Consider the following 17,648-nt stretch of genomic DNA (forward strand, 5'->3'; position numbering starts at 1 on the left):
CCGGCGGCGCGGCCGTCTTCAGGCCTTGCGAAACACGCAATAGAGAAACTGCTGGGCGGCGTCGGCCGGCGTGCGGTGCGTCTCGTACGAGGCTTCGACCAACGCGAAGCCGGCGCCCAATTCCCGCGACAGTTCGTCCGGGCCGTATCGGACGACGTCGAGGCCGCTGCAGCGCGCGGGACCCGCCGGCCCGAACGTGGCGATGACGACGCAGCCGCCGGATTTCAGCGACGCCGACAGCCGCTCGACGTATGCGCGTCGCGGCGCGCGCTCGGTGAGGAAGTGGAACACGGCGCGGTCGTGCCACACGTCGTATTCGTTCGCGGGCAGATCCGCCTGCGTGATGTCGGCGTCCATCCACTGGACGCGCGACGCGGCGTCGCCGAGCCGGCGTCGCGTGACGTCGAGCGCGACGCTCGACACGTCGGCCACCGTCACGTGCTCGTAGCCGCGCGCGAGCAGATCGTCGACCAGGGTCGACTCGCCGCCGCCCACGTCGATGATGTTCGCGCCGAGGCCGGGGGCGAATCGGTCGATCAAGCGGAGCGAGGTGTCCAGGTGCGGGCGATACCAACTGAGCGCGTCGGCCGCCTTCGTGCGATACACCGCTTCCCAATGCTGTTTGCTGTCCATGTCTGTTATCACGATGGCCGAGCGATCCGGGCTCGGTGATGACGGTTTTCGTCGTCGCGCGAGGCTCAGAACACCAGTGCCTTGTCGGCCCACACGGACCATTCGGCCAGTTCGTCCATCGAGCTTCGGTGCGCTCCGGCGACGAGGTCGTCGACCGCCAGGCCCCTTGCATTCATGCACGTCCCGCAAACGCCGACGGCTCCGCCGCTTCGAATGACGGCTCCCAGCATCACTTCGAGGTTGTAGAAACCCGCCGGCACCTTTTGCCCTTTGTGCGCGGCGGCGACGGCGTCGCCGACGAGGAAGATCCTGACTTCGTGGCCGCCTCTCGACAGCGCGCCCGCCAGCCGGACGCCGTTGTAAGCGCGCTCGGTGCCGTAAGGGGCATCGTTGAGAATCAGCAGGGTCTTCATCGCATCCTCGTCATTCTTCGAGGGGAAGGCCTCGGGCGCGCCATTCCGCGACGCCGTCGGTCAAGTGGAACGCCTGGTATCCGCGCCGGCGCAGCAGTTCGACCGCGTCCTTGGCCATCAGGCAGAACGGCCCCCGGCAGTACGCGACGACGGGCACGTCCTTCGGCAATTCGCCGAGCCGCTTCCTGAGCTCCGCGAGCGGAAGCGAGCGCGCGTGAGGCAGGCGGCGCACGCTGTACTCGCTCGAAGGGCGCACGTCGAGAACGACGATCTCGCCCGCCGCCGCCTTTTTCAGGATGTCGCGCCGGTTCATTCCGTGCAGTGCGTCGTGATGCTCGACGATCGCGCCGAGCGCCCTTTGCAACTCGACGAGACGTTCTTCCGCCTCGGCGCGCAACGCGACCCACAGGTTCGCGACGCTGTCGCCGGCGAGGCGGTAGAGCACATATTTGCCTTCCTTGCGGCTGTCCACCATGCGCGCCTGACGCAGCTCCTTCAAATGGGCGCTGGCGAGCTTCACGCTGATGTCGGCCTGCGACGCGAGCATCTCGACGGTCTTTTCGCCCTGGCACAGCAGCTCGATCAGTTCGAGCCGCTTCGGGCTCGACATCGCCTTGCCGATGCGCGAAACCTGGAGGTACAGATGGTCTTTGGCGTCTCTCATGCCAACATTCTAGTAATTGTTGGAATGAATGTGAAGCGAAGATTGCTGGCGGCGAACGGCGCGGGTTCGCCGCATCGATCCCGCTCAGCCGTTGCCCGGCAGCCAAGCGCCGTGAAAACCCGCCGGGATGCGTCGCGGCAGGTGCACGGTCGCGATCGGCCCGTCGTCGATCGACCGGCCGTCGAGGATCACCACGTCGCTCGTATCCGTTGCATGGCGATACACGCAGGCGAGGAGCCACCCGTCGTCCTCATCGATCGCGCCCGGGCGCGGGACGAACACCGGCTCGCTGTTCTGGTCGCCGGGCGGCACCCGGTAGCGCTGCGTCGAGCCGCCGTCGACGTCATAGCGGACGACGCCGCGCAATTCGACGTGGGTCGGCTGTTCTGCCGCATACAGGAACCGGTGGCGGCGGCCGGTGCGGCTCTCGTTGATCCGGGGCAGCTCGATGCCGGCGTCGTCGAGCGGTTGCTCGGCGACGGTTCCCGCGACGAGATCGATCGTATAGCGCCACAGCACGCCGACCGGATTGGCGTCGAACCCGCGGCCGTCGCGCGCGACGCGCAGGAACCACGGGTAGCGGACGACGTCGAGCACGATCGCCGGGCAATCGATGTCGTACGCGTTGACGACGTGCTGGATGAAGCACGGCGCGACGTCGAACCAGCGCACGTCGCCGCCGCGGCGCGGCACGACGCCGATGCGCGCGCGACGCTCGTCGTGCCAGCGCAGCGGCATCCGGTGGCCGCGCGACAGCATCGAGAAGTCATACGCGACGTTCAGGTCGAACACGATGCTGTGCGTCGCGGTGATCGCGATGTCGTGCATCATCGACGGCGCGGGCAACGCGATCTCCGCGTCGACGGTCTGCACGCCGGCCGCGTTCGCGACGCCGTAGCGCAGCCACGGCTGGTTCCAGTCGGCGCGAAAGGCGATCAGCTCGCCCGTTTGCGGATCGACTTTCGGATGCGCGGCCATCCCGCGCGCGAGGCCCGGATGGCGCCGCGCCGCGCCGATGCTGTCGAGCCCGGCCGTGATCGCGAGCGGCGCGCCGCCTTCGGCGAGCGCGAGGATCTCGCCCGCGTGGGCGAGCACGCTGACGTTCGGATTCGTGTCGACGAGCAACGGCGCGCGCGCCGGATCGTACACGCGCGCCCAGCGCTGCGTGCGCGCCCAGCGGTTGCGGTAGCGCGTCGCGCGGCCGTCGCCGAACGTTATCGCATGCAGCATCGCGTCTTCCGGCCACCACGACAGCACGCCGCCGCCGTCGAAGCGGCCGCGCAGCGGATTGGGCCCGTTGCGCACGAGCACGCCGTTCAGGTCGCGCGGAATCGCGCCGGTCATGCGCAGGTCGACGGCGTCGACCTCGTCGGTCACGGGCGCCAAGGCGCCCGCATTCAAATCGATGGTCATCGTCGTCTGGTGTGTCAGGGTGGGTCAGCGCGCGCCGGGCGATGGCGCGTCATCGCCCGGCGACGCGAGCGCGAGCGCGTGATCGCGCACGTCGGCGGGCCATCCGGCGATCAGCTCGCGCAGCCGCGCGCCGTCGTTCGCGAAGAGCGCGCGCGACGCTTCCTCGAAGCCGGGCATGTCGCCCGCGATCGCCGACATGAAGTGGTACGCGCGCTCCTGCGCGCGGCAGCTTCGGTCCTTGTGCGCGTGCGAGCGGCGTGCTTCGTCGACGAGGCGGCGCAGCGCGACCGATGCGCCGCCCCGCTGCGTCGCGAGCCATTCCCAGTGGCGCGGCAGCAGCGTGACTTCGCGCGCGACGACGCCGAGCTTCGGGCGGCCGCGGCCGCGCGGTCCGTTCGCGAGCGGGTCGACGCCGGCGGTGCTGGCGGCGTCGGATGCGGTTTCGTGGTTCGCATCAGCCGGCTCGCCGGGCGTCGCGGCTTGCGCGTAGCGGGCGGCGACTTCGTCGTCCGAGCCGCGCGTGTCGATGTCGATCGAGCGGCCGGTCGCGTTGTCGAAGATCAGGATCGCGCCGCCGATCGCGTCGCTGGCGACAGCCCGCTTGATCGCGAGCGCGACCGCCGGCAACGGGCCGGCCGCGAGGCGCCGGTAGCCGTCGAACGCGGTATGGGAGGGAAGATGAGGGTTCGTCATCGCATCGGTCTCATTGATCGGAACAATGCGATATTTATATCCGGGCATAAATTGGATGTCAATAATATCCGGGTAATATTTGTTGTCCGGCCGCCGCGCCTGTCGGGCGGTGCGCCGTGCGCCGTGCGGCGCGAGGCGCGAGGCGCGAGGCGGCGCTCGATGCGGAGGCGCGTTTCGACGCCTACAGCACCTTCGTCCGCAGCAGCGCCTCCAGCCATTCGGCGAATACCTGGAAGCGTCGCGACAGATGCTGCCGGTGCGGATACAGCAGCGTCATCGGCATCGGCGCCGCGCGATGGTTCGGCAGCACTTCGACGAGCTCGCCCGCGCGCAGGTGCGCAGCGACGTCGTACGCGGGAATCTGGATGAGGCCGAGCCCCGACAGGCAGCACGCGATGTACGCCTCCGCGCTGTTGACGGTCACGCGCCCGCGCAGCGCGACGCGCCTCACCGCATCGCCTTCGGTCCATTCCCACGGCGCGATGCGCCCGTTCGACGGCGACGCGTAGTTGACGGGCTGATGGCGCTCGAGATCGGCGGGCGTGTGCGGCACGCCGTGGCGCGCGAGATAGGCGGGGCTCGCGACGTTGATGAGCGGCAGGTCGCCGATCGCGCGCGCGACGAGGCCCGAATCGCTCAGCGTGCCGACGCGCAGCACGCAGTCGACGCGTTCCTCGATCAGGTTCACCGCGCGATCGGTGACGCCGAGGTCGACGCTGATCTGCGGATATCGGTCGAGAAACCCGGGCAGCGCGGGCGCGACGATCAGGCGTCCGATGCGGCCTGGCATGTCGACGCGCAGCGTGCCGCTCGGCCCGACGATCGAATGGCGGAACAGGTTTTCGGTTTCCTCGACGTCCGCGATCAGGCGCAGGCAGCGCTCGTAGAGCGCGGCGCCGTCCTGGGTCGGCGTCACCTTGCGGGTGGTGCGGTGCAAGAGCCGCGCGCCGACGCGGCCTTCCAGCTCCTGGATCGCCGCCGATACCGACGAGCGCGGCATCCCGAGCGTATCGGCCGCGCGCGTGAAGTTCGCGCATTCGACGACGCGCGCGAACACGCGGAAGAGGTCAATGCGGTCCATCGGCGGCTCCGTGGCGACGCGGGAGGGACGGCATGTCCGCCGTACCGGATGCGGCGGGCGGCGCGGGCGCGAGTGCGGGGGCGAGCGGGGTCATCGTTGCGGGGTGGAACGTGGGCTAACCGACAATTGGTCGAATTTTCTGACGGGTGATGTCAGAAGTGACGGCTTTATAAGGATTTTTTGGACTATATCATCCGAAGGCATGCGAGGCCGTATCGGACGGCACCGCGCGTCAAAACGGAGAGCAAACATGGCAGACCACGGCATCAAGGGCAAAACCGTCATCATCGCGGGCGGCGCGAAGAACCTCGGCGGGCTGATCGCGCGCGATCTCGCCGCGCAAGGCGCGAAGGCGGTCGCGATTCACTACAACAGCGCGGCATCCCGGGGCGCCGCGGACGAGACCGTGGCGGCGGTCAAGGCGGCCGGCGCGCAAGCGGTCGCGTTGCAGGCGGATCTGACGACGGCGGGCGCCGTCGAGAAGCTGTTCGCCGACGCGGCGGCTGCGGTCGGCCGTCCGGACATCGCGATCAACACCGTCGGCAAGGTGCTGAAGAAGCCGTTCGTCGAGATCACCGAGGCCGAATACGACGAGATGGCGGCCGTCAATTCGAAGACGGCGTTCTTCTTCCTGAAGGAAGCGGGCAAGCACGTGAACGACAACGGCAAGATCGTCACGCTCGTCACGTCGCTGCTCGGCGCATTCACGCCGTTCTACGCAGCCTACGCGGGGACGAAGGCGAGCGTCGAGCACTTCACGCGCGCGGCGGCGAAGGAGTACGGCGCGCGCGGCATCTCGGTGACGGCGGTGGGCCCCGGCCCGATGGATACGCCGTTCTTCTATCCGGCCGAAGGCGCGGACGCGGTCGCGTATCACAAGACGGCCGCGGCGCTGTCGGCATTCTCGAGGACGGGCCTGACCGACATCGAGGACGTCGTGCCGTTCATTCGCCACCTCGTCAGCGACGGCTGGTGGATCACCGGCCAGACGATCCTGATCAACGGCGGGTATACGACGAAGTAAGCGGAGTCGGCGGTGGCGGGGCGCGGCGAAGTCTTGCGGCGAGCAGCGGACCTTGCCCCACGCCCCACGCCCGTCGCGCGCTCCGCTGCGCCGATCGATGGCGATGGCGATGGCGCGCCCGAGGCAGTGCGGGCGCCGGGACGGCGGGCTCAGTTCGCGTTGATGTCGCGCGGGGCGGATTGCGTCGCGTCGGGCGACATCGGGGGCAGCGCGGCGGCCGATGCCGGTGCCGATGCTGGCGTCGATGTCGCAGCGGATGTCGAAGCGGACGTCGAAGAGGGCATCGTCGCCGTTGCCGTTGTCGAGATCGATTTCTCCACCCGCTCCGGTTGATCTGCCGATGCGAGCGGCGCGGCCGCCGGCGCGATCGACGACGCCGGGCTCGCCGCTGGCGCCGGGGCGGGCGCGGAAGCCGGCGTCGGGGCGGAAGCCGGTGTGGGTGCCGATGCGGGCGTAGGTGTCGGCGTCGACGCGGCCGTGGGCGCCGACGCAGCGGCCTGAGCCGAAGCGGGCGCTGGCGCGGCGTTCGTCTCGGGCGCGGACGGATGCACGGGCTCCGCAGGCGGCGTCGGCGCGACAGGCGTCTTCAGCTTCATCGGCGCGCCTTCGGCAGTCTCCGCCGGTTCGGGCAGCGGCGCGACGCGTTCCTTCTCGGCTGCCTTGACGGCCGCCTTGTCGCGCCGCGCCGGGTCGATCTTCAGGAAATGGTCGACGAGATTGAAGAAGCGCTCGTAGAACACGCCGGCGGGAATGGTTTCGCTCGCGATCTTGACCATCGCGTCGTCGCTCGAGCCGATCGGCAGAGACAGCGAGCCGAACACGCTCAGGCCGACGCTTGCCGACGTGTTGCTCTTCTTCAGCGAGTAGCGGTCCTGCACGGCGTTCACATACGCGATGCTCGACGCGCCGTCGACGTCCGCGTCCGCGCAGACGACGTGAAATTCGATGACGACGTGCGAATCGTTGCTCGGCTGGAAGTTCTTGCTGCCTTCGACCGCATCCGCGCGCGTCGCACTCGCCATGTAGCCCTGGCTCAGCAGCGCGCGGCGCGCGGCTTCGCACGTCGCAGCCGATTTTTCGTGGAACGTGCGCGCGTACGGGCTCGCGGTCGCGTCGAACTGTTCCTGCTGGTAAAGAGGCTTGGGCGCCGACGAGCAGGCGGACAGCACGGTCGCGATCGCCACGGCGGACGCAACGAGAAACGGTCGGAATCGGTTGTGCATGGCGTAATTCGAAGTGGCCGGCCACGTGCAGCGCAATCCGGCCCTGGCAGATGCGCGGGCTCGGCGCTGCCGATCGGCGCGGTGGCGCGGGCGAACCGGCGCGGGGTGATCGGTGCGGCCTGCCGCATGCGGCGTCGGCCGACGCGATGTGGCATGGCAAGCCCGTTATTATAGATTTTCCTGGTGCGCGGCAGCATGAATGCGCCCCGCAAGCTTGATTCGGCGAAATATCGCGAGCGTCCAGGAGGCGGCTCAGCGCTTCGACGTCAGCGAACGATAGAGATCGCGGATGCCGTGAAGCGCCTGAAAGCCCTTGCCGGCATCCGGCTTGTACGCTTCGAAAATCGTATTGCAATTGCCGACGATGCCGTGTTCCGGTTCGTAGAGATTCCACGCTCGCGCGACATAGCCGATTTGCTCGAGCTTGTGCAGCATGTCGACGCCGAAGATGGTCCAGACCAGAATGCCCTCGCCGGGACGAACCGGGTCGCCGTGGAACTGCTTTTCGGCCAGATATTCGATCTCGCCGTCGACGAGCCGGGCGCGCACGTCGTCTTCGTATCTCGACGGATTGAAGGGAACGGTGAAGATGTGGCGGCCGCCTGGCTTCAGCACGCGGAAGATGTCGCGGTGCGCGTCGTAGGGCGCGGGCATATGCTCGAGCACGTCGCTCGACAGGACGACGTCCACCGACGCGTCACGAAAGGAGAGCTTCTGGAGGTCTTCGTGCCGGACGCCCTTGACGATCTCGCCGCTGCGATAGCGATCCCCGAAATACTCGGAGCAGACGTACCCCGGCAATTTCGACAGCCGCTTGTGCAACGGGCCGTTCGATTCCGCGTTGTACACACAAAATCCGCGCGGGAATTCGATGGGACCGATCGGCCCGACATGAAAGCGCCGCCGGAGCATCAGCGCCATCTGCCGTTGACGGCTCGACGAGCCGCAATGCGAGCACGTCCCCGACTCGCGCAGGTTTTCCGTGAATTTCGTGAAGCTGGCCTCGGAGCCGCAGACGGGACAGATGCCGCGCAGTCCCTCCTTCGGCGGCATGTTTTGCTGATCGATGTATTCCTGAACGGGATAAAGCTGACGGGATTCCGTCTGGTTCGACATCCGATAGAAACCATCGATCATCGACGCTCCCCCTCGCGGCTCATGGCCGCTGGATTTTCGATATCCGGAGCGAACGCAGCATGCGAGCTTCCGGAATTTCAGAATATTACAACTTGAATTGTCTGATGGACAGCGGATGTCGAAGGCGTTTTGTCATGCTCGAGCCCGGTGAGCGCGAAGCCGCGAACCCGTCTGCTGCGCGAGAACAGTCCGGAACTGCTGCTTTCATCGCTCGTCGCGCGACGCTAACGTGGTGCGCACGAGATGCGGTCCGATCCTTCCGCGGGCCGCGATGGCGGAGAATGGCGATGGGGCTGACGAGAATGATGCGCATGGTGTTGTGAAGTCTCTTCGGCGTGAGCAAGGGGGCCGAGCATCAGGCCGATCTCGCGTCGGTGAAGCTGCCGTGGGTGCCGGTGATGGCGATCCTGCTCGCCGCGTGCTTCGGCGGGTTCCTGTTCGCGATCGCGAAGATCTCGGCCACCGTGACGCGCTGAGCGGCCCGCGGCCCGTCAGCGCCGCTTGCGCACGGACGGCTGCGCGACGAGCTCGCCGACGGTGCGGATCGCGTCGTTCGCGCGGGCGCTCGCCTGCGCGCCGTGCACGACGTAGTAGCCCGAGCGTTCGCGCGCGCGAAGCTTGGCCGCACATTGTCCAATGCGAGGTGGCAAAAGAAAAGTCGCGGCGGTGCGCGCGCAAGCGGCGCGGTTACAACCCGTGCTTCATCGCGACGCGCAGACGGCGCTCCTCGCACCCGTGGAGCTTCTTGACGAAATCGCGCCGCGAGTAAGTGCCGCCGTCGAGCGCGGCGAGATCGATTTCGAGGAAGAACGCTTCGGGCTCGCGAAACAGGATCTCGCGATACGCGATATCGACGAACGCGCGATTGGATTCTCCGGCCGCGGCGGCGGCCAGCTTCGTCCAGTCCGTCTGCTTGATCGCGCGCACCGCGAAGCGCCAATGGTCGACGAGCTCGAAGCTCGCGATCTCGAAGCCGGCCGCGATCAGTTGGGTCTTCAGCGTCGCTTCGGTAAACGCCGTGCAATGGAATTCGCCGGCATGAGTCTGATTGCCGAACAGTCCGGCGGCGTAGTTCGCCTGGTCGGCGTAATTCGGATGCTGCTCCATCAGCCGGGCGATACCGAGGAGGCTGGATGTGCGCAGCTCGAGCGTGCCGCCCGGCGACAGCAGGTCCGCCCATTCGAGCACCACGTTCGCCGTATCTCCGCGCGGGATGTGCTCGAGCACGTCTTTCGCGAGCGCCGCGGCGAAATGCCGCCGCGGCAGTCCGCCGTAGTCATTGTCGGAAATCAGGATGTCGGGCTGGCAGGCGGGGTCCGTATCGACATTCAGAAAGTCCGGCCGCTTGTCATGCCCGCAACCAATATTGATTTTGTTGAACGACGCAATATCCCGATTGCGGATGTCCATTTTTCTCCCGGGTAGGACCGAAATTGGTTGCGGCATTCTACGCTGAAGCAGCGGAAATTTTGCATTCTTGCGAAATGCATTCGCATGGTTGCATCGGCAAGCCGGATTGACGTCGCGCATGGAAACCGACGGGCCGGCACGAGCATATTCGTCTGGCTTTTATCGGGATGGTTGCTGCCGGCATTGCATGCCTGCCCAAAAAAACATCGAATTCACCGGCGAATTGACGGATGGGAATGATTCGAAATCCGAATCGGTATATTTTTAATTGGATCTCGGCTGCACGATCGCGCAGAGCATCTGCCGCCTCACCAGTTCTGGCGCAAGGCGGTCGCCAATGTCGACATGCACGCGTTCGATCCGGTCGTCGAGCCGAAATTCAGGATCAGCGCGCAGCAAAGGGTGAGCACCGCGGGCAGTTGCTTCGCGCAGCGCATCTCGCGGCGGCTGTCCGGCATCGGCTTCAATTACTTCGTGCCGGAAGCCGGCGCGCATCTGCAGGCCGACGAGCGCAAGCGATTCGGCTACGGCATGTTTTCCGCGCGCTTCGGCAATCTGTATACGGTGCGCCCGATGCGGCAGCCGCTTCACGTCGCATCACATCACTTCGATGCGCCGCGGGCGCGCTTCGTCGCGCCGCGGAATCGTCAGCTTCAATACGCCATCCTGAAGATTCGCCTCGATTTTCGACGTGTCGAAGTCCGGGCTCAACTGGAACGTGCGCGTGAAATGCGGTTCGCGCACCTCGACGTGCTGCGCGCGCAGGCCCGCCGGCATCGGCAGCGCCGCGTGCGCGTCGATCGACAGATGGCCGTCGTGGACCTTCACTTCGAGGCGCTCCTTCGGCACGCCGGGAAGATCGGCCCATAGCGTCACGCCGTGCTTGTCTTCGTACACGTCGACGGCCGGCGTGACCGTGAGCGCGCGCGGCGCATCGCTCGCGTCGCGGCGGGCCGGCGCGGTGGATTGACGTGCTGCGGCTGGATGGCTGGTGTTCACGATCGACTCCTTGATTCGGGACTGACGGGGCTCATTGCACGGTGATCGCACGCGGCTTCGACGCTTCGCGCTTGCCGACGCTGATCAGCAGGCAGCCGTTCTCGTAGCGCGCGCGGATCTTGTCGGGATCGGCGTTCTGCGGCAGTTCGACGACGCGCCGGAATGCGCCGCTGTAGCGCTCCTGCGCATAGGCGCGCACGTCGCCTTCCGCGCGTTGCGCGGCCTTGCGCTCGCCGCTGATCGCGAGCAGCCCCTTGTCGATCGACACGTCGAAATCGGCCGCGCGCATGCCGGGCGCGAACACGACGATCTCGATCGAATCCTCGGTCGTGCCGATGTTCAGTGGCGGGAATCCGCCGAGACGGCTCGCTCGAATGCTGGAAGGGAAGCCGCCGAGCAGGTTCGTCATCTGCCGATGCAGACGATCGAATTCGCTGAAGAGATCGGCGCCGAAATAGAGATCGCTCATGGTCGTGTCCTCCTGGAACGAGGCCCTGCGAACGCATCGGCGGTATGTGCATACGTACCGGTTCGTTTGCCGGACCGCGACAAATCGGTCGAAGCGAGCAGCGCGCGGGGGCGGCTGCGTCGGCGTTTCGAAGATAGGCGCGGCGAAGGCGATTTCAAGAGGCGTTCGACAATCGGGCGTCGGACAGCGCGCGCAGCAGGCGCTCGCCGCCCGCGCGCGGCCGTCGGTGAAAACCCGCGTCGGCGCCTATCGTCCGCATGCTGGATTGCTCCAATTGCGTTCGGCGGGCGGCCCGGCGCGCGTTCGTCGCGACGCAGCCGCGCCGCGCGTGCGCGGGCCGCGCCTTGTTGCGGCGCAACGCCGCCGGGCGCGCCGCGATGGTATGCTGGCTTTCACCTTGATCGTATGGCAGGTGCATGAGCAAGCTCGGCGATTCAGTCGTTCCCAACCCTAAAAAAACGAACGCTCCGCCATTGTCGGAGTCGGAACGTGGAATGCGACGATCACGATGCGCGACACGCGCATGCGTCGCCCCCAGCCATCGCATAGCGCCGCTGCGCGCGTCGCCGCGCGCGCCGTCGCGCCGCGCACGCACGGAATTCTGGTTCTACAACACGGAGACACTCTCATGACCCGAAGCAACGTGGTCGCGGCGACGCGCACCGTTCCGATCGACGTTCCCGAATACGTGAAGCACCGCGGCCTGATCGACTGGGTCGCGCGTATCGCGGAGCTGACCGAGCCGGATCGCGTCGTCTGGTGCGACGGTTCGCAAGAGGAGTACGACCGCCTCTGCGACGAGATGGTCGAACGGCGCACGATGGTGCGCCTCAATCCGGCGAAGCGGCCGAACTCGTTTCTCGCGCTGTCCGATCCGTCGGACGTCGCGCGCGTGGAAGACCGCACGTTCATCTGCAGCGAGCATCGCGACGACGCGGGCCCGACCAATCACTGGATCGCGCCCGCCGAAATGCGCGCGACGCTGAACGGCCTCTTTCGCGGCGCGATGCGCGGCCGCACGCTGTACGTCGTGCCGTTCTCGATGGGGCCGCTCGGCTCGCCGATCGCGCACATCGGCGTCGAGCTGTCGGATAGCCCGTACGTCGTCGCCAACATGCGGATCATGACGCGCATGGGGCGCGCCGTGCTCGACGCGCTCGGCGAGCACGGCGAGTACGTGCCGTGCGTGCACAGCGTCGGGCGGCCGCTCGCGGCGGGCGAGCAGGACGTTCCGTGGCCGTGCAGTCCGACCAAGTACATCGTGCATTTCCCCGAGTCGCGCGAGATCTGGAGCTTCGGCTCGGGCTACGGCGGCAACGCGCTCCTCGGCAAGAAGTGCTTCGCGCTGCGGATCGCGTCGACGATGGGGCGCGACGAGGGCTGGCTCGCCGAGCACATGCTGATTCTCGGCGTGACGTCGCCGCAAGGCCGCAAGTACCACATCGCCGCGGCGTTCCCGTCCGCGTGCGGCAAGACCAACTTCGCGATGCTGATTCCGCCGAAGGGCTTCGAAGGCTGGCGCGTGACGACGATCGGCGACGACATCGCGTGGCTCAAGCCCGGCAAGGATGGGCGCCTGTACGCGATCAACCCGGAGGCGGGCTACTTCGGCGTTGCGCCGGGCACGGGCGAGAAGACGAATCCGAACGCGCTCGCGACGCTGAAGGAGAACGTGATCTTCACGAACGTCGCGCTGACGGAAGACGGCGACGTCTGGTGGGAAGGGCTCACCGATACGCCGCCCGCGCGGCTCACCGACTGGCAGGGCAATGCATGGACGCCCGAGATCGGCCGCGAGACGGGCCGCAAGGCCGCGCATCCGAACTCGCGCTTCACGGCGCCCGCGTCGCAGTGCCCGTCGATCGACGACGACTGGGAGGACCCGGCCGGCGTGCCGATCGACGCGTTCATCTTCGGCGGCCGCCGCTCGACGACGGTGCCGCTCGTCACCGAGGCGCGCGACTGGCGCGAAGGCGTGTACATGGCGGCGACGATGGGCTCGGAGACGACGGCGGCGGCGGCGGGGCAGCAGGGCGTCGTGCGGCGCGATCCGTTCGCGATGCTGCCGTTCTGCGGCTACAACATGAGCGACTACTTCGCGCACTGGCTCGCGCTCGGCGAGAAGCTCGCGGCATCGGGCGCGACGCTGCCGAAGATCTACTGCGTGAACTGGTTCCGCAAGGACGCGGACGGCCGCTTCGCGTGGCCGGGCTTCGGCGAGAACATGCGCGTGCTGAAGTGGATGCTCGACCGGATCGACGGCCGCGGCGAGGGCGTCGAGCATGCGTTCGGCGTGACGCCACGCTACGAGGATCTGCATTGGACGGGGCTCGCGTTCTCGCCCGCGCAGTACGCGCAGGTCACGTCGATGAATCCTGACGAATGGCGCGCCGAGCTCGCGCTGCACGCGGAGCTGTTCGACAAGCTGGGCGCGCGGCTGCCGGGCGCGCTAGCCGAAACGAAGGCGAAGATCGAAGCAAGGCTCGGCGGCTGAGCGACGACGCGCGCGCGTCGATCGAGTGCTGATTGGGCGCACCGCCGAACCGCGCGAATCGAAACAACCGCATGACGCTTCGGCGCTCATGCGGTTTTTTTGCGCCCGACGAATGTGCTGGAGCGGCCGAATGCGCGCGGGCGGCCTCGCGCATTCGGCGGCATCCGAGCCGGCGCGGCGCGTCGCGCAGCCGTCGTCGTTCGATGCGACAATCGTCCGCACATTCGCCCATCCAGGAGACCTGCCCATGAAGATTCAACGGATCGCCGTCGTCGGCGCCGGCGTGATCGGCGCGAGCTGGACCGCGTTCTATCTGTCGAAGGGCTTCGACGTCGCCGTGACTGATCCGGCGCCCGACGCGCGCGAGCGGCTCGACGCCGCGCTCGCGAATTTTCTCGGCGAGCGCGCCGGAACGTTCGCGCCGCGCGTCGCGTTCGAGCCGACGCTCGACGCGGCGCTCGACGGCGCCGATTTCGTGCAGGAGAACGGCCCCGAGCGCCTCGACTTCAAGCGCGACCTGTATCGCCGGATCGACGCGCGGCTGCCCGCGCACGTGCTCGTCGCATCGAGCTCGTCCGGGCTCAGGATGTCGGACATCCAGAGCGCATGCGGCGCGCATCCCGAGCGTTGCCTGATCGCGCATCCGTTCAATCCGCCGCATCTGATTCCGCTCGTCGAGCTGGTCGGCGGCGCGGCGACGTCCGCCGGCGCGATCGCGCAGGCGAAGCGCTTCTACGACGGTCTCGGCAAGGTGACGATCGTGCTCAACAAGGAGATGGCGGGCCACGTCGCGAACCGGCTCGCGGCCGCGCTCTTTCGCGAGGTGTATCACCTGGTCGGCGAAGGCGTCGTGAGCGTCGAGGACGCGGACAAGGCGGTGTCGTGGGGGCCGGGCCTGCGCTGGGGGCTGATGGGGCAGAGCCTCATCTACCATCTCGGCGGCGGCGAGGGCGGCATCGCGCATTTTCTCGATCACCTGTCGGGCCCGATGGCGAGCTGGTGGAGCGATCTCGGCGCGCCGTCGTTCTCGCCCGACGTCGATCGCCAGTTGATCGACGCGCTGCGCGAGATCCAGGGCGCGCATTCGATGCGCGCACTAGGCGCGGAGCGCGACCGTCTGCTCGTCGAGCTGATCGACGCGAGGCGCAGCAGCTTCCTGCCGTAAGCGTCGCCCGCCCCGCCGGCAGCCGCGCGCCGCCGGCGCGGCTACTGTTGCTGCTCGCGCGCCCATGCGGGATGGGTCGCCGCGAGGCGCGCGCGGTTCGCATCGATCGTCGCCTGGCTCGGCGGATAGTCGCCGTCCGACGTCGGGATCACGCCGTCGCGGTACGCCTGGATCAGCTCGGCGCGCACCTGCGCGCGGGTCTTGCCTTGCGGCGCGTCGGGCGTCGACGCGAGCGCCGCCGTGGCGGTCAGCGCGGCTGCCGCGACGGCTGCTGCCGCGGCGAGAAAGCGAAGCGTATTCATCGAGAGCTCCAGAAAGGTGACGGGATCGGCACGCGAAGCGCGGCGACTTCGCGTGCCGGTGAGTCGCATTCTGGACAGGCGCGCCTGAGCGGACGATGACCGCTTCATGGCGATTTGGTCAGGCTTGACCGGCCGGCGGGCGTGACGTGGCCTTCGCGGCTTGCTCGCGGCCTTTCTTTCGCGTTCCTTCAGAACTCGTGCGCCGCGGCGACGAGCGTCGCTTCGAGCGCGAGCGCCGGGCGCGACGCGTTCGCGGGCCGGTCGATCACGTATTCGAGATCGCCGAGCGGCGGCAGATCGGCTTCGAGCTTCGCGAGCCCGTGTGGGATCACGTAGCCGGCGAACGCGCTGATGCCGAGCCCCGCGCTCGCCGCCGCGCGCAGTACCGCGATGCTGGTGCTCGCGACCGCGATCCGGTAGGGCCGGCCGATCGCGTCGAGCGTCTCGAGCACGCGCTTGCGCGACACGCTCGGCTGCGGATGCAGCGCGAGCGGCAGCACGCGCTCGCGCCCCGTGAGCGGCGAATCGGGGCCCGTGCACCAGTAGAGCGGCTCGGTGCGGATCACGCGGCCGCGCCGGCTGCCCGCGATCCGCTTCGCGAACACGAGATCGTGCCGGCTGGCGTCGAGCGCGTCGAACAGGTCGCCGGACAGGCCGGTCGCGATCTCGAGCTCGACTTCCGGGTTGCGCTGCAGGAAGCTCGCGAGCGCGGCCGTCAGGTGCGTGAGCGCGAAATCCTCCGACAGGCCGAGCCGCACCTTGCCCGACAGCGGCGGCCCGCAGACCGATGCGACCGCCTCGTCCATCAGATCGAGGATGCGCACCGCGTAGCGAAAGAGGGCCTCGCCATTGGGCGCGAGGCGCACGTTGCGGGTGTCTCGCTCGAACAGCGGCCGGTCGAGCAGCTCTTCGAGGCGGCGGATGTGCTGGCTGACCGTCGATTGCGACAGGTTCACGCGCTCGGACGCGGCGGTGAAGCTGCCCGTCTGCGCGACGGCGACGAAACTGCGCAGCAGTTCAGGCGGTAACGGACGCATTGCTAAACCCACTGAATCGAATTCGACAACTTCATAAATGGCCGAGGGCGGCGGGACTACGATGTGCGTGGCGCGCGCCGGCGACGCCCCCGCCGCCGCCAGTCTACGGCAAGCCGGCGCGGCGGGCCGTCGGGTTTTCACGCTATTGCCGATGTATTGCCGTTACCGCCCGAGAACGCGCTTCGCACGACGAGCCGCCGGGCCGCGGCGCTCGCGCCGCGACGATCCGTCATCAGGAATCAGGACTCAGGAGACAAGCATGCTCATCTACGGAACCGCGCTGCTCGCGTTCTGCCATCTGGCCGGACTTTTCCTCGGCGATCTGCTGGGCGCCGCGATCGGCGCGAAGACCAACGTCGGCGGCGTCGGCATCGCGATGCTGCTGCTCATCGGCCTGCGGCTCGCGCTGCATCGCCGCGGCTGGCTGCCGAAGGAGGCCGAGTCCGGCATCGCGTTCTGGGGCGCGATGTACATCCCGGTCGTCGTCGCGATGGCGGCCAATCAGAACGTGGTCGCCGCGCTGAAGGGCGGGCCCGTCGCGCTCCTGTCGGCGCTGGGCGCGGTCGCCGTGTGCGCGGTCTGCATCGCGGTGCTCGCGCGCGTCGGCCGCGACGCCACGGCGCTCGCGGCGCTGCCGCAGCCCGAAGAGAACTGAGCGGGAGGCGGCCATGATCGACATGCTCGGAAAGGTCGTCGCGCACAACGGACTCGTCGCGTCGTTCGCGCTCGTCGGCTGCATCATGTTCGCGTCGGCGGCGCTGTCGAGGAAGCTCACGCTCGGCCGCGTGCACGGCTCGGCGATCGCGATCGTGATCGGCCTCGCGCTCGCTTACGTCGGCGGCGCGTGCACGGGCGGCGAGAAAGGCATCGCCGACGTGCCGCTCTTCGCGGGCGTCGGCCTGATGGGCGGTGCGATGCTGCGCGACTTCGCGATCGTCGCGACCGCGTTCGAGGTGCAGCCCGCGGAGGCGCGCAAGGCGGGGCTCATCGGCGTCGTGTCGCTGCTGCTCGGCACGGTGCTGCCGTTCGTCGTCGGCGCGAGCGTCGCGCGCGCGTTCGGCTATTCGGACGCGGTCAGCATGACGACGATCGGCGCGGGCGCCGTCACGTACATCGTCGGGCCCGTAACGGGCGCGGCGATCGGCGCGAGCTCCGACGTGATCGCGCTCAGCATCGCGACGGGCCTCGTGAAGGCGATCATCGTGATGGTCGGCACGCCGTTCGCGGCGAACTTCATGGGGCTGCGCACGCCGCGCGCGGCGATGATCTTCGGCGGGCTCGCGGGCACCGTGAGCGGCGTGAGCGCCGGGCTCGCCGCGACCGACCGGCGGCTCGTGCCGTACGGCGCGCTGATCGCGACCTTCCATACGGGCGTCGGGTGCCTGCTCGGGCCGTCGCTGCTGTTTTTCGCGACGAAGGCGGCGATCGGGGCGTGACGTCTCGGCCGCGAAGTCGACTGCGAAGTCGACTGCGAAGTCGACTATGAAGTCG

At 68.1% G+C, this 17,648-nt stretch carries 21 protein-coding genes and 1 pseudogene; 7 read left to right on the plus strand and 15 right to left on the minus strand.

The annotated features are described in order from the left end of the window. Positions 1–18: 18 nt before the first annotated feature. The 6 genes from WS92_RS17130 to WS92_RS17155 form a co-directional block, all read right to left on the minus strand. Positions 19–633, minus strand: a complete 615-nt coding sequence (locus tag WS92_RS17130) for a class I SAM-dependent methyltransferase (protein WP_059929588.1) — start codon at positions 631–633, stop codon at positions 19–21. Between the two features lie 65 nt (positions 634–698). Further along, the gene (locus WS92_RS17135) at positions 699–1,046 is read right to left on the minus strand and encodes a DsrE/DsrF/TusD sulfur relay family protein (RefSeq protein WP_006026301.1); all 348 of its coding nucleotides are present in this window, start codon (positions 1,044–1,046) and stop codon (positions 699–701) included. Between the two features lie 10 nt (positions 1,047–1,056). Continuing rightward, positions 1,057–1,710, minus strand: coding sequence for an ArsR/SmtB family transcription factor (locus tag WS92_RS17140; protein ID WP_059929586.1), 654 nt, complete (start codon positions 1,708–1,710; stop codon positions 1,057–1,059). Positions 1,711–1,794: 84 nt separating this feature from the next. Beyond that, on the minus strand, positions 1,795–3,123 hold the full coding sequence (locus WS92_RS17145) for a carotenoid oxygenase family protein (RefSeq protein ID WP_059929584.1): 1,329 nt from the start codon (positions 3,121–3,123) through the stop codon (positions 1,795–1,797). 24 nt (positions 3,124–3,147) lie between these two features. After that, complete coding sequence (locus tag WS92_RS17150) at positions 3,148–3,816, minus strand: DUF2239 family protein (protein ID WP_059929582.1); 669 nt, start codon at positions 3,814–3,816, stop codon at positions 3,148–3,150. Between the two features lie 181 nt (positions 3,817–3,997). Continuing rightward, the gene (locus WS92_RS17155) at positions 3,998–4,897 is read right to left on the minus strand and encodes a LysR family transcriptional regulator (RefSeq protein WP_006026306.1); all 900 of its coding nucleotides are present in this window, start codon (positions 4,895–4,897) and stop codon (positions 3,998–4,000) included. 250 nt (positions 4,898–5,147) lie between these two features. Here WS92_RS17155 and WS92_RS17160 point away from each other — a divergent pair, with 250 nt between their 5' ends. Continuing rightward, the gene (locus WS92_RS17160; protein WP_015601248.1) at positions 5,148–5,921 is read left to right on the plus strand and encodes an SDR family oxidoreductase; all 774 of its coding nucleotides are present in this window, start codon (positions 5,148–5,150) and stop codon (positions 5,919–5,921) included. 149 nt (positions 5,922–6,070) lie between these two features. On the opposite strand, the gene WS92_RS17165 is transcribed toward WS92_RS17160, so the two are convergent. Continuing rightward, positions 6,071–7,144 (minus strand): DUF2242 domain-containing protein, encoded by a 1,074-nt coding sequence (locus WS92_RS17165; RefSeq protein ID WP_059929580.1) that lies wholly within the window; start codon positions 7,142–7,144, stop codon positions 6,071–6,073. A gap of 252 nt (positions 7,145–7,396) precedes the next feature. Further along, positions 7,397–8,281: a class I SAM-dependent methyltransferase gene (locus WS92_RS17170; RefSeq protein ID WP_006026309.1), complete on the minus strand. Its 885-nt coding sequence runs from the start codon at positions 8,279–8,281 to the stop codon at positions 7,397–7,399. A 335-nt stretch (positions 8,282–8,616) separates the two neighbouring features. On the opposite strand from WS92_RS17170, the gene WS92_RS17175 reads away from it, so the two are divergent. Further along, positions 8,617–8,757: a DUF2970 domain-containing protein gene (locus WS92_RS17175; protein ID WP_231755882.1), complete on the plus strand. Its 141-nt coding sequence runs from the start codon at positions 8,617–8,619 to the stop codon at positions 8,755–8,757. Positions 8,758–8,772: 15 nt separating this feature from the next. On the opposite strand, the gene WS92_RS36630 is transcribed toward WS92_RS17175, so the two are convergent. Together WS92_RS36630 and WS92_RS17185 are read right to left on the minus strand one after the other, a co-directional pair. Continuing rightward, on the minus strand, positions 8,773–8,931 hold the full coding sequence (locus WS92_RS36630) for a hypothetical protein (protein ID WP_006026310.1): 159 nt from the start codon (positions 8,929–8,931) through the stop codon (positions 8,773–8,775). Between the two features lie 37 nt (positions 8,932–8,968). Continuing rightward, positions 8,969–9,811, minus strand: a complete 843-nt coding sequence (locus WS92_RS17185; protein ID WP_242425358.1) for a class I SAM-dependent methyltransferase — start codon at positions 9,809–9,811, stop codon at positions 8,969–8,971. 225 nt (positions 9,812–10,036) lie between these two features. On the opposite strand from WS92_RS17185, the pseudogene WS92_RS32490 reads away from it, so the two are divergent. Next, positions 10,037–10,276: pseudogene (locus WS92_RS32490) on the plus strand (GSCFA domain-containing protein); the annotation flags it as partial. Positions 10,277–10,288: 12 nt separating this feature from the next. On the opposite strand, the gene WS92_RS17190 reads toward WS92_RS32490, so the two are convergent. The 3 genes from WS92_RS17190 to WS92_RS36635 all read right to left on the minus strand — a co-directional run bounded on the left by WS92_RS17190 (position 10,289) and on the right by WS92_RS36635 (position 11,754). Then, on the minus strand, positions 10,289–10,690 hold the full coding sequence (locus WS92_RS17190) for an Hsp20/alpha crystallin family protein (protein ID WP_015601859.1): 402 nt from the start codon (positions 10,688–10,690) through the stop codon (positions 10,289–10,291). Positions 10,691–10,721: 31 nt separating this feature from the next. Beyond that, positions 10,722–11,159 (minus strand): Hsp20/alpha crystallin family protein, encoded by a 438-nt coding sequence (locus tag WS92_RS17195; protein WP_015602170.1) that lies wholly within the window; start codon positions 11,157–11,159, stop codon positions 10,722–10,724. Positions 11,160–11,313: 154 nt separating this feature from the next. Next, positions 11,314–11,754 (minus strand): hypothetical protein, encoded by a 441-nt coding sequence (locus WS92_RS36635; RefSeq protein WP_242425359.1) that lies wholly within the window; start codon positions 11,752–11,754, stop codon positions 11,314–11,316. A 33-nt stretch (positions 11,755–11,787) separates the two neighbouring features. Here WS92_RS36635 and WS92_RS17205 point away from each other — a divergent pair, with 33 nt between their 5' ends. Together WS92_RS17205 and WS92_RS17210 are read left to right on the plus strand one after the other, a co-directional pair. Next, positions 11,788–13,653: a phosphoenolpyruvate carboxykinase (GTP) gene (locus WS92_RS17205; protein ID WP_059929574.1), complete on the plus strand. Its 1,866-nt coding sequence runs from the start codon at positions 11,788–11,790 to the stop codon at positions 13,651–13,653. Positions 13,654–13,900: 247 nt separating this feature from the next. Next, positions 13,901–14,818 (plus strand): 3-hydroxyacyl-CoA dehydrogenase NAD-binding domain-containing protein, encoded by a 918-nt coding sequence (locus tag WS92_RS17210; RefSeq protein ID WP_059929632.1) that lies wholly within the window; start codon positions 13,901–13,903, stop codon positions 14,816–14,818. 41 nt (positions 14,819–14,859) lie between these two features. On the opposite strand, the gene WS92_RS17215 is transcribed toward WS92_RS17210, so the two are convergent. Both WS92_RS17215 and WS92_RS17220 read right to left on the minus strand, forming a co-directional pair. After that, positions 14,860–15,120, minus strand: coding sequence for a DUF4148 domain-containing protein (locus WS92_RS17215; RefSeq protein ID WP_009911898.1), 261 nt, complete (start codon positions 15,118–15,120; stop codon positions 14,860–14,862). A 188-nt stretch (positions 15,121–15,308) separates the two neighbouring features. After that, a complete protein-coding gene (locus WS92_RS17220) occupies positions 15,309–16,169 on the minus strand; it encodes a LysR family transcriptional regulator (protein WP_171845225.1) in 861 nt (286 codons plus the stop codon). A 247-nt stretch (positions 16,170–16,416) separates the two neighbouring features. Between WS92_RS17220 and madL the strand changes: the two genes are divergently transcribed. After that, a complete protein-coding gene (gene madL, locus WS92_RS17225) occupies positions 16,417–16,812 on the plus strand; it encodes a malonate transporter subunit MadL (RefSeq protein WP_059929571.1) in 396 nt (131 codons plus the stop codon). A gap of 13 nt (positions 16,813–16,825) precedes the next feature. Next, positions 16,826–17,593: a malonate transporter subunit MadM gene (gene madM, locus WS92_RS17230; protein ID WP_006026322.1), complete on the plus strand. Its 768-nt coding sequence runs from the start codon at positions 16,826–16,828 to the stop codon at positions 17,591–17,593. Positions 17,594–17,648: the final 55 nt, after the last annotated feature.

The sequence above is a fragment of the Burkholderia sp. MSMB1588 genome (assembly GCF_001546925.1).
Taxonomy (GTDB): domain Bacteria; phylum Pseudomonadota; class Gammaproteobacteria; order Burkholderiales; family Burkholderiaceae; genus Burkholderia; species Burkholderia humptydooensis.